Source organism: Micromonospora trifolii (assembly GCF_022229005.1).
Classification (GTDB): Bacteria; Actinomycetota; Actinomycetes; order Mycobacteriales; family Micromonosporaceae; genus Micromonospora; species Micromonospora trifolii.
The window spans coordinates 19,931-30,420 of sequence record NZ_JAKKFD010000050.1 but is presented as its reverse complement, the minus strand read 5'-3'; the positions used below and the strand labels follow the sequence as shown (position 1 = coordinate 30,420).

The following is a 10,490-nucleotide window of genomic DNA, read 5'->3' as shown; positions in this document are numbered from 1 at the left end:
CCAACAAACCGGCGATCTCACTAATACGCCGACCCGCACCCCACAGATGCTCCAACACCTGCCGATGCCCGAACGTCAACACACCCGGCCTGGCCACCAACACCCCCCAGCACAACCAAGATCAGTTGCACTGAACCTTAGAAACCACCCCGTGCGGAAGGGCAATAACTTCATGATCAACGGGCCGGGACCCCCGGGGCCGGGCCGAGAGGGGCCGGGGGGTGGGGGTTAGTGGTCGGCGGGGACTGCGGGGTGGGTGGTGGTGTCTGGTTCCCGTGGTGTTGAGGGCTCGGGTTGGCCGGGCGGGGGGTCGGTGGGCGTCGGTGGGAGTTCCGTGGCCGGTGCCGCCTTGGCGCTCGGGTGGCGGACCCGCCAGGCCGCCCAGCCGCGCTCCGCCAGACCGACCACCAGGAAGGTCAACCCCACGTACGCCCAGCCGACCAGCACGTCGATCACATAGTGCTCACCCGAGTAGACCAACGTGAAGGTCATCGCCAGCGGGTACGCGAGCAGCAGGGGCCACCAGCGGCGACGGGTGGCGGTCAGGAAGAACAACACCACGAACAACGCCCACGCGGTGTGCAGCGACGGCATCGCGGCGACCGGGTTGGAGGCGATCTGACCGGCGTTGAGGACGTTGCCGGCACCGTGCATGCCGAACGCCTTCCAACCCCGGGTGGAGATCCGGGCGACCTCGGTGAGCAGGCCGTTCTGCGCCGCCCACCAGGGTGGGGCGGCCGGGTAGATGAAGTAGGTGACCAGGCCGGCCGCACAGAGGAAACCCCAGCGCCGCATGTACGCGGCCCAGCGGTGCCGGTCGCGCAGCCAGAGCACCGCGGCGGCGGCCAGCGCCACCACGAAGTGGGAGAAGTACACCCAGCTCGCCGCGACATCCCACCAGTGCACCTGCGGGTGGTAGAGGTGCTCCTGCAACCAGACGGTGGGCACCTCACCGCCGGTGGCCCAGCCGAACATGAACCGGTCGGCGACGATCAGCTCCATCGCGTGCGGCGTGGCCCCGTTGTCGGCGAACCCGCGCGAGAGGTTGTAGATCACGAACAGCAGCACCACAGGCACCCAGTCGCGGGCGAAGCGCAGGTGGCTTCGCCACGGCCGTTCGCTGTTCCAGGCGATGGTCGCCAGCCAGATCCAGACGAAGGCGTACGCCGGGTCGGTGGGCAGCCCGATGGCCAGCCACGCGGCGACGAAGGCGACCGCCCAGACGGTCATGGCGACGACACGCCGACGACCCCCGTCCGGGGACGCGGGCGGGTCGGTCCGGGCGGGGGGCTGGGGGTCAGTCACGACGGCCATCGGGGTCAAGGTTAACGACGGGTACGGCATCGACCGACGGGGACCACCCGTTGGTCGTCGGGGTGGCTGCGCCCGGATCGTCGGGCGCGTGCTCGACGCGTCCAGCGAGCACCTAGGCTGACGACCATGCAGGAGCAGCCCGAGCCGGCCTTCGCGCCGGGCCTGACCGCCCAGGTCGAGTTGACAGTCACCGACGCGGACACCGCCCAGGCGGTCGGTTCCGGGGACGTACCGGTGCTGGGCACTCCCCGGGTGGTGGCGCTGGCCGAGGCGGCCACCGTCGCGGCGACGGCGACCGGGATGCCGCCCGGTTCGACGACGGTGGGCACCCGGGTCGAGGTGGAGCACCTGGCGCCGACTGTGGTCGGCCGGACGGTCCGCGCGCAGGCACTGCTGGCGTCCGTCGACGGTCGCCGGCTGTCGTTCGAGGTCACTGTCAGCGACGGCGACCAGACGGTGGCCCGGGGCCGGGTGGACCGGATCCTGGTCGACCGGCAACGCTTCGTCGAGCGGGCCGGGCGGGCGTCGTGAACGCCGGTTTCGTCGAGGTCGCCGACCGGGTGCACGTGCTGGCCGAACCGCTGCTGCGGGTCAACGTCACACTGGTCGTCGGCGACGACGAGGCGCTACTGGTGGACACGCTCTCGTCGGCCGCCCAGGCCACCGAGCTGGCCGCGGCCGTCCGGGCGGTCACCGACCGTCCGTTGACGCTGGTCAACACCCACCACCACTACGACCACTGCTTCGGCAACGCCGTCCTGGCCGGCGACCCACCCCGCCCGGTGTACGCGCACGAACTGGCCGCCACCGCCCTGCGCGAGGAGCCGGAGCGGCTGCGCCGGGAGGCGTACGAGGAGTTGCGCACTGAGCACCCGGCGCTCGCCGCCGAGCTGGCCGACACCCCGCTGCTCGCCCCCACGCACACGGTGCACGTCGAGACGGTCCTCGACCTGGGCGGCCGGCGGGTGCTGCTGCGCCACCCGGGGCGGGGGCACACCGAGGCCGACCTGGTGGTGCACGTGCCGGACGCCGACGTGCTGGTGGCCGGGGACCTGGTGGAGCAGAGCGGCCCGCCCGCCTTCGAGGACTCGTACCCCTTGCAGTGGCCGGACGCGGTCGCGGACCTGCTGCGGCTGACCACCGCGCGCACTGTGGTCATCCCGGGCCACGGCGACCCGGTGGACGTCGACTTCGTCCGGGCCCAGCACGCGGAGCTGGCGAAGCTGGCCTGGCTGATCCGGGCCGCGCACACCGGCAGCGCCCCGCCGGAGCGGGTGGCCGCCGAGGCACCCTTCGGGGCCCGCCCGGCCCTGGTCGCCGCCCACCGCGGCTACCGGGAACTGACCGGCACGGCCTGACGCACCCGGCGCGGCTACACCTGGCTACGCCGCCACTGCTGGTGGGTGCCGGTGCCACACGTCCACTGGGCCAGGCGGGCACCGTCGGTGGTGGCGGCGTTGACCACTTCCAGGCACTTGCCGCTGTGCCGGGCGACGAGCTGCACGTACCCCGAGCCGAGATCCTGTACGCGCCACTGCTGGTTGGTGCCGCCGTTGCAGCTCCACTGGATCACGCGGACCCCGTCGGCGGTCGCTGTCGCGCCGCCGTTGACGTCGAGGCACTTGCCGCTGTGCACGCTGACCACCGTCTGGTAACCGCCTCCCGCGTCCTGGAAGCGCCACCGCTGGTTGGGCTGACCGTTCGCGGCCCACTGCACCATCTCGGCACCGTCGGTGGTCGCGTTGTTGTAGACGTCCAGCAGCTTGCCGCTGTGTCGCGCGGTGAGGGTGTACGTGCTCGGCACCGGCACCGTGGTGTCCGGGGCCAGCCGGTACAGCCCGGCTCCGTGGGCCGGGAGCGACCGGGTGAGGGTGCCGGTCACAGTGCCGAGGGCCGCGCCGGACCACAGGTCGGTCACGGCGGCCGACCCGATCCCGAGGTCGGCGAGGTTCACCGACACCTGCGCCGCGCTGCTGTCCCGGTTGAACAGGGCGACGTACCGATCGGTGCTGCCCGGCACGTCGGCGACCCACGCCTGCCGGCTGCCACCGTAGAGCTGACGGTTGTTGGCGCTGTTCTGGTTGACGCCGATGACCGCGGCGTTTGTCATCAACGCCAACTCCGCGGCGCGGTTCTCGACCAGGTTGCCGCCCCACATCAGCGGCGCCCGGTTGATCGCCCACAGTGACATCAGGGTGCGTTGCTCGTCGGCGGTCAGGTTGGAGTACCGCGGCGAGCCGACCGGCCCGTACTTGGAGAGCCGGCCGATCGGGATCATGTCGGCGTCGGGCCAGGCGCCGGTGGTGCGGTACGGGGTCCAGTTGCGCAGTTGGTCGAAGAGCGCGTCCACCGACGACCAGTTGTCCCACAGGTCGTTGACGATCCGCCACATGTGCGCGTTGGCCTGGACGTGTGCGCCGTTGGCCACCGAGGTGGGGCCGGGTGACAGGCTCAGCACCATCGGGCGGCCGCTGCGCTGGATGGCCAGTCGGTATCCCTCGACCTCCGACTGCCGGTACGTCGGGGCGGCGATGTCGTCCACCTTCACGTAGTCGACCCCCCAGGACGCCAGCATCTGGAACATCGAGTCCAGGTAGGTCTGCGCGCAGGGGTTGGACATGTTCAGGCCCCACATCAGGTTGAGCCAGTTCGCTGTGGTGGTGTTGTTGATCTGGTTGGCGCGGCAGGTGGTGCCGAGGATCGGGACGTTGTCGGCGACCGCCTGGCGGGGAATGCCGCGCATCAGGTGGACGCCGAACTTCAGCCCCTTCGCGTGGACGTAGTCGGCGAGCGGCTTGAACCCGTTCTCACCGGCGGCGGAGGGGAACCGGGTGGTGTCCGGCAGCAGCCGCCCGTTGGCGTCCATCCGGAGCCGGGGTTGCAGGTTCGCGTCCTGATTGGGGCTGTTGTTGTGCCGCCCGGGGTAGTACCACGCCCAGTCGATCACCACGTACTCCCAGCCGAACTGCCGCAGGTTGGTGCCCATGTAGTCGGCGTTGGCCCGGACGTCGGCCTCGGTGACGCTCCAGTTGAACGAGTCGTAGCTGTTCCACCCCATCGGCGGGGTGTCGGCGACCCCGTTGTCCCACGCGACCGCCCGTTCCGGCGGGTCGGCGACGACCATCCCGGCGGCCACGAGCAGCATGACCAGCAGGGCCGCGACGCGGCGGAACGCCAGAGGTACCAGAACCACCCGCATCAGAGCCTCCCCGACGACGCCCAGGTTTCCATCGTGCATCGTCGATGTTAACGCTCACAAACTCCCGGGGTCAACCCACATTCCCCCTGCCCCACCCCTGCCGCGATCTTGCGCTTTGTGCGGAGCCAAAGCCGAGCAAAGCGGACCAACCGTCGACCGAAAAAACAAGATCGGCGCAAGCGGGGGCGGGGCGCGCGGGCGGGGTCAGGTGTTGAAGCGGCTTTGCACTTCGGCGCGGGTGGGCATGGCGGTGGCGCCGCCCGGGGATTCGCAGACCAGGCCGGCCACCCGCAGCGCGAAGGCGACCCGGTCGACCCAGCCCGAGGGGCCCTCCGGCTCGCCGTCGACGAGCAGGTCGGCGATCAGCGCGGCCATCACCGAGTCACCCGCGCCGGTGGCATCGATGGCGACGACCTTGGGGGCCGGCACCCGGACCGGGTCGGCTTCGGCGGCGGCCAGCACCGCACCGGCCGCGCCGAGCGTCACCACCACAGTGGCCGCCCCCAACTCACGCAGGTACGCCGCCACCCCCTCGACCGGCTCACCGGGATAGAGCAGCACCGCGTCGGCCGCGCTCAGCTTGACCAGGTGCGCGCCAGCGGCGAACTCGGCCACCACTTCGCGCAGCCCTTCCAGCGCTGCCGGCCCGTTGAGCAGCCGGGGGCGTACGTTCGGATCGAAGACCCGCAGGCCGGGGGCGAGCGACCAGGCACGGCGGGCGGCGGCCAGCGTGTCGGGTCGCAGCAGCACGATCGAGCCGCAGTAGAGCACGTCGGCGCCCTCCAGCAGCGCCAGGTCCAGGTCGTCGGGGCCGAGCAGACCGTAGGAGGCCGGCTCGCCGTAGAAACGGAAGTCCGGCTCCGGCCCGGCGTACGTGACCACCGCGAGCGTGGTCGGCGCCGGGACCGTGATCGCACCGGCCACTCCGACGTCGGCGGCGGTGAGGAAGGCACGGATCCGGCCGCCCAGCGCGTCGTCACCGAGCGAGCCGACGAACTGTGCCCCACCGCCGAGCCGGGCCACCCCGACGGCAACGTTGAGCGGCCCACCGCCGATGGCCTGCCGATAGACCCGCTCCCCGTCGATGTCGCTGTCGAGCAGGTCGACGAGCGCCTCGCCGAGCACCACCGCGTATCCCATGCCGATCCTCTCGTCGTCGCCACCGGCCGCCGCTCGCCGCGCCGATCTCCGTGGCACCAGGCTGGCACAGCGCACGACCCGATGGGCGCCGAAGGCCACGCACCGACGTGCGCGCTACCCCGGCTGGTGGATCGGCCCGTCGAGCGAGGCGAGGGGGCGGCCGGTGCCGCCCCACCGGGCCGCGACGATCTGCGCGGCCACACTCACAGCGGTCTCCTCCGGGGTACGACCACCGAGGTCCAACCCGATCGGGGAGGCGAGCCGGGCGAGCTGCGCCGGGCCGAGCCCCGCCTCGCTCAACAGCTTGTGTCGCTCGTCGTGGGTGCGCCGTGAGCCCATCGCGCCGACGTACGCCAATGGGTGGCGCAGCGCCAACTCCAGCAACGGCACGTCGAACTTGGGGTCGTGGGTGAGCACGCACACCACCGTCCGCTCGTCGAGCCGGTCGGCCGCCAACTCGGTACGCAGGTAGCGGTGCGGCCACTGCACCACCACCTCGTCCGCCTCGGGAAAGCGCCGAGCGGTGGCGAAGACCGGTCGGGCGTCGCAGACGGTGACCCGGTAGCCGAGGAACGCGCCGATCCGGGCAACCGCGGCGGCGAAGTCGATCGCCCCGAACACGATCATGCGGGGCGGGGTGGCGTACGCGGTCACGAAGAGGTTGACGCCGCCGCCCCGGCGCTGCCCGTGGTACCCGTACCGGAGCATCCCGCTGCGCCCGGCGGCGAGCAGCCCGAGGGCGTCGGCGCTGGCCGCGTCGTCGAGCCTGTCGTCGCCGAGCGAGCCGACGGACCGCTGGCCGGTCAGCACCAGCCGCCGACCAAGCCGCCGGGCCGGGTCGACCGGCCCGGCACCCGGAGAAGTGCCGGCGTCGGCGGCCACACAGGTGACGATCGCCGCCGGATGGCCGCTACGACGGGCGGCGGTGACCGCGTCCAGCGCCGGAAGGGCGTCCGCGTCGACCCGCTCGACGAACACGTCGAGGATGCCGCCGCAGGTCAGACCCACTGTGTACGCGTCGTCGTCGCTGATCCCGTAGCGGCACAGCTCGGGCTGGCCGGTGTCGAGCACACGGCGGGCCCGTTCGTAGAGATCCGCCTCGACGCAGCCGCCGGAGACGCTGCCGATGACAGTGCCGTCGGTCGCGACCACCATGGCGGCGCCGGGCGGCTGCGGGGCGGAGTGCCAGGTGGCCACCACTGTGGCCAGCGCGACCGGCTCACCGTCGCGGCACCGACGGTGCATCTCGTCGAACACGTCCGGCACCGGCTGCCGCCTCTCCTTCCCGCTCCCCGTATGCAGGATATGGCGTTCAACGGCGACCGGCGGGTCTTCTGATGCATCGAGGAAGACCTATTGCGTTCGGCCCGTGCGGCGTGGTGGGATGACGCGTACCGGGCGGTGCGAGGGCTGCGGCGCCGCCGGTTGCCGGGTTGGTTAGACGCGAGGGCACCGGTCCAGGACAGGACCGTCGACGGCGCACGTCCGCTGGCTGTTTTCCGCCGGGGCACGTCGCCGTGATCGTCGCACCGCTCACGACAGCGGGGCGATCACGCCACATACCACCCGATTGCGGCGGGGCGGCTCAGCCAGCGCCCCTCGCGAGTCAGGAGAACCCGTGAACCGTTCCCGTATGGCCGCATTGCTCACCGCGACCATGACTCTCGCGCTGGGCGCTGTCGCCCTGGCGTTCAATGCTCAGCCGGCCGCCGCGCACGGCGCGGCGATGACGCCGGGCAGCCGCACCTACCTGTGCTGGCAGGACGGCCGCAGCCAGACCGGTGAGATCAGGCCGAACAACCCCGCGTGCTCCGCCGCCGTGGCGCAGAGCGGGGCGAACTCGCTGTACAACTGGTTCAGCGTGCTGCGCTCCGACGCTGGCGGCCGGACCACCGGCTTCATTCCGGACGGGCAACTGTGCAGCGGCGGTGCAACCGGTTTCCGCGGCTACGACCTGCCGCGCACCGACTGGCCGCTGACCCACCTGACCGCCGGGGCGCGGTTGGACTTCAAGTACAGCAACTGGGCGCACCACCCGGGCACGTTCTACTTCTACGTGACGAAGAACAGCTGGAGCCCGACCCGGGCCCTGGCCTGGAGTGACCTGGAGGAGCCGTTCCTGACGGTGACCAACCCGCCGCAGCGCGGGTCGGTCGGCAGCAACGACGGGCACTACTACTTCAGCGGCAACCTGCCGTCGGGTAAGAGTGGCCGGCACATCATCTACTCCCGCTGGGTCCGCTCGGACTCGCAGGAGAACTTCTTCGGCTGCTCCGACGTGACCTTCGATGGCGGCAGCGGCCAGGTCACCGGCGTGGGTCCGGGCGGCACGCCGACCGATCCGCCGACCGACCCGACCGATCCGCCGACCGACCCGACGGATCCGCCGACCGACCCGACCACCCCGCCGCCGTCCGGCGGTGACTGCATGGCCGCCTACAAGGTGTCCAGCACCTGGCAGGGCGGTTTCCAGGGCGAGGTCACGATCATGAACCACGGCAGTACGCCGTTCTCGGGTTGGACCGCGAGCTGGAGCTGGCCCAACGGGCAGGCGATCAGTCAGATCTGGGGTGCCACCCAGACATCGTCCGGCTCAACTGTGACGGCGACGAACGTCGCCTACAACGGCACTGTCGCACCGGAAGGCACCGCGACGTTCGGCTTCCTGGCGAGTTCCACAGGAACCAACGGGCTCCCCACAGTCACCTGCGCCCGCCGCTAACCACCACCACCACCTGAAATGACCAAGAGGTTTGCGTCACCGGAAACGCTCCGGATGACGCAAACCTCTTGATCAACAAGGGTGGGGCAGGGTCAGCGGACCATGGAGCCGACCACCGGCTTGGTGAGCAGGGCGGACTGGTTGCGCTGGATACCCGGGTCGAGGGTCTTGGCCACGAAGATCGCGTGCCAGATGCAGAAGATCAGCACCGTCCACACCTTGCGGGAGTGGTCGGCCTCCTCCCGCTTGTGCTCGTCGAGCAGCCGCAGCGCGTACGACAGGTCGAGCAGGTCACCCGCGCCCGAGGTGCTGAGCACGTGCCGGGCCCACTCGTACATCTCGCCGCGCAGCCAGACCCGGGTGGGGGTCGGGAAGCCCAGCTTCTTGCGGTTGACGATGGCCGGCGGCACGACACCCTGCAACGCCTGACGCATCGCGTACTTGGTGGCGTCGGAGCGCGGCGGCAGCTTCAGGTCGACCGGAATCTTCGCCGCGACGTCGAAGACCTCACGGTCGAGGAACGGCACCCGCACCTCCAGCGAGTGCGACATCGAGATCCGGTCGGCCTTGACCAGGATGTCGCCGCGCAGCCAGGTGTAGAGGTCGACGTACTGCATCTTGGTGACGTCGTCGAGCTCCGTGCACTCGGCGTAGATCGGGGCGGTGACGTCCGTGTAGCGCACCGAGGGGTCGTAGCGGCGCATCAGGTGCTGCTTCTCCTCCTCGGTGAACATCCGGGCGTTGCCGTAGTAACGCTCCTCGATCGGGGTGGTGCCGCGCTCCAGGAAGCTCTTGCCCTTGACCCCCTGCGGGATCGCCTTGGAGACCGCGCGCAGCCCCTTCTGCACCCCGCCGGGCAGGCCGTTGACGGTGCCCAGCGAGAGCGGCTCCCGGTAGATCGTGTAACCGCCGAAGAACTCGTCCGCGCCCTCACCGGAGAGCACCACAGTGACGTGCTCGGCGGCCTTCTTGGCCACGAAGTAGAGCGGCACCAGCGCCGGGTCGGCCACCGGATCGTCCAGGTGCCAGACGATCTTCGGCAGCGCGTCGATCATGTCCTGCGGACCGATCTTGGTGGGGATCGTCGTGACGTCGAGGTGCCGGGCCGAATCCTGGGCGACGTCGATCTCCGAGTAACCCGGCACGTCGTAGCCGACGGTGAAGGTCAGGATGTTCGGGTTGAACTCCCGGGCCAGCGCCACCACCGCTGTGGAGTCGATGCCACTGGACAGGAACGAGCCGACCGGCACGTCGGAGCGCATGTGCATGCGCACGCTCTCCCGCAGCGTCTCGCGGATCTCGTGGTAGAGCTTCTGCTCGTCGTCGACCGGCGCGGGCCGGAACACCGGCCGGTACCACCGACGCACGTCGATCCGACCGCCCGGGGTCCAGTTCAGGTACTCCCCGGAGCCGATCCGGCTGATGCCCTTGTGCAGGGTGCCGGGCTCGGGGACGTACTGCAGGGTCAGGTAGTGGCTCAGGTTGGCCGTGTCGACGCCCGCGTCGCCCTGGTAGTTGCTGTGCGCGAAGGGCAGCAGCGCCTTCTTCTCCGAGGCCAGGTAGAGGCCGTCGGCGGTCTCCAGGTAGTGCATCGGCTTGATGCCGAAGTAGTCGCGGGCACCGAAGGCCCGGCGTTCCTGCCGGTCCCAGATGACGAAGGCGAACATGCCCCGCAGCCGGGTGAGCACCTGCTCACCCCAGAAGTGGTAGCCCGCGACGATCACCTCGCCGTCACCGGCGGTGGCGAACTGGGCGCCGAAGTTTCTGATCAACTCCTCGCGCAGCTCGATGTAGTTGTAGATCTCGCCGTTGAAGGTCAGCAGGTAACGGCCGTTCGCGTAGGGCAGTGGCTCGTGGCTCGACGCGACGTCGATGATGGCCAGCCGCTTGTGGGCGAACACGCCGTCCGCGTACCGGCCGGAGGCGTCGCCGACCACCTCGACCCCGGTCTCGTCGGGGCCGCGGTGGTGCAGGCATTCCAACGCTCCGGCGATGTGGTCGCGATGCGCTGCGGCGTTGCCGTTCGCGCTGAAGAAGGCCAGAAGTCCGCACATGGTGGCCATCTTTCCACGCGCGCTGTCGGCCCTTGCAGCCGTCCGTCGATCCACCCGACTC

At 70.6% G+C, this 10,490-nt stretch carries 8 protein-coding genes and 1 pseudogene; 3 read left to right on the top strand and 6 right to left on the bottom strand.

Going from position 1 to position 10,490, the window contains the following annotated elements; translation table 11 throughout:
* Both NIE79_RS34295 and NIE79_RS27710 read right to left on the bottom strand, forming a co-directional pair.
* Positions 1–131: pseudogene (locus NIE79_RS34295) on the bottom strand (IS30 family transposase); the annotation flags it as partial.
* Positions 132–228: 97 nt separating this feature from the next.
* Positions 229–1,314: a phosphatase PAP2 family protein gene (locus NIE79_RS27710; protein ID WP_238681367.1), complete on the bottom strand. Its 1,086-nt coding sequence runs from the start codon at positions 1,312–1,314 to the stop codon at positions 229–231.
* 126 nt (positions 1,315–1,440) lie between these two features.
* Here NIE79_RS27710 and NIE79_RS27705 point away from each other — a divergent pair, with 126 nt between their 5' ends.
* Entirely contained in the window at positions 1,441–1,845 is a 405-nt protein-coding gene (locus NIE79_RS27705; protein WP_238681366.1) for a thioesterase family protein, read from the top strand.
* Positions 1,842–2,672, top strand: a complete 831-nt coding sequence (locus NIE79_RS27700) for an MBL fold metallo-hydrolase (protein ID WP_238681365.1) — start codon at positions 1,842–1,844, stop codon at positions 2,670–2,672. Before NIE79_RS27705 ends, NIE79_RS27700 begins: the two co-directional genes overlap by 4 nt.
* Before the next feature lie 14 nt (positions 2,673–2,686).
* Here the strand turns inward: NIE79_RS27700 and NIE79_RS27695 are convergent, their stop codons facing one another.
* The 3 genes from NIE79_RS27695 to NIE79_RS27685 all read right to left on the bottom strand — a co-directional run bounded on the left by NIE79_RS27695 (position 2,687) and on the right by NIE79_RS27685 (position 6,919).
* Positions 2,687–4,513 carry an alpha-galactosidase gene (locus NIE79_RS27695; protein WP_238681364.1) on the bottom strand — a complete coding sequence of 609 codons (1,827 nt, stop codon included), beginning with the start codon at positions 4,511–4,513 and terminating at the stop codon, positions 2,687–2,689.
* Between the two features lie 204 nt (positions 4,514–4,717).
* A complete protein-coding gene (locus tag NIE79_RS27690; RefSeq protein ID WP_238681363.1) occupies positions 4,718–5,653 on the bottom strand; it encodes a carbohydrate kinase family protein in 936 nt (311 codons plus the stop codon).
* 114 nt (positions 5,654–5,767) lie between these two features.
* The gene (locus tag NIE79_RS27685) at positions 5,768–6,919 is read right to left on the bottom strand and encodes an XdhC family protein (protein WP_238681362.1); all 1,152 of its coding nucleotides are present in this window, start codon (positions 6,917–6,919) and stop codon (positions 5,768–5,770) included.
* Positions 6,920–7,286: 367 nt separating this feature from the next.
* On the opposite strand from NIE79_RS27685, the gene NIE79_RS27680 reads away from it, so the two are divergent.
* Complete coding sequence (locus NIE79_RS27680; protein WP_238681368.1) at positions 7,287–8,375, top strand: lytic polysaccharide monooxygenase; 1,089 nt, start codon at positions 7,287–7,289, stop codon at positions 8,373–8,375.
* A 92-nt stretch (positions 8,376–8,467) separates the two neighbouring features.
* On the opposite strand, the gene asnB is transcribed toward NIE79_RS27680, so the two are convergent.
* Entirely contained in the window at positions 8,468–10,429 is a 1,962-nt protein-coding gene (gene asnB, locus NIE79_RS27675) for an asparagine synthase (glutamine-hydrolyzing) (RefSeq protein WP_091405235.1), read from the bottom strand.
* Between the last annotated feature and the right edge of the window lie 61 nt (positions 10,430–10,490).

Excerpts from the sequence above, each read along its gene's own strand:
- NIE79_RS27690 (WP_238681363.1), bottom strand. The coding sequence starts at position 5,653 with ATGGGATACGCGGTGGTGCTCGGCGAGGCGCTCGTCGACCTGCTCGAC.
- NIE79_RS27680 (WP_238681368.1), top strand. The coding sequence starts at position 7,287 with ATGGCCGCATTGCTCACCGCGACCATGACTCTCGCGCTGGGCGCTGTC.
- NIE79_RS27695 (WP_238681364.1), bottom strand. The coding sequence starts at position 4,513 with ATGCGGGTGGTTCTGGTACCTCTGGCGTTCCGCCGCGTCGCGGCCCTG.
- asnB (WP_091405235.1), bottom strand. The coding sequence starts at position 10,429 with ATGTGCGGACTTCTGGCCTTCTTCAGCGCGAACGGCAACGCCGCAGCG.
- NIE79_RS27705 (WP_238681366.1), top strand. The coding sequence starts at position 1,441 with ATGCAGGAGCAGCCCGAGCCGGCCTTCGCGCCGGGCCTGACCGCCCAG.
- NIE79_RS27710 (WP_238681367.1), bottom strand. The coding sequence starts at position 1,314 with ATGGCCGTCGTGACTGACCCCCAGCCCCCCGCCCGGACCGACCCGCCC.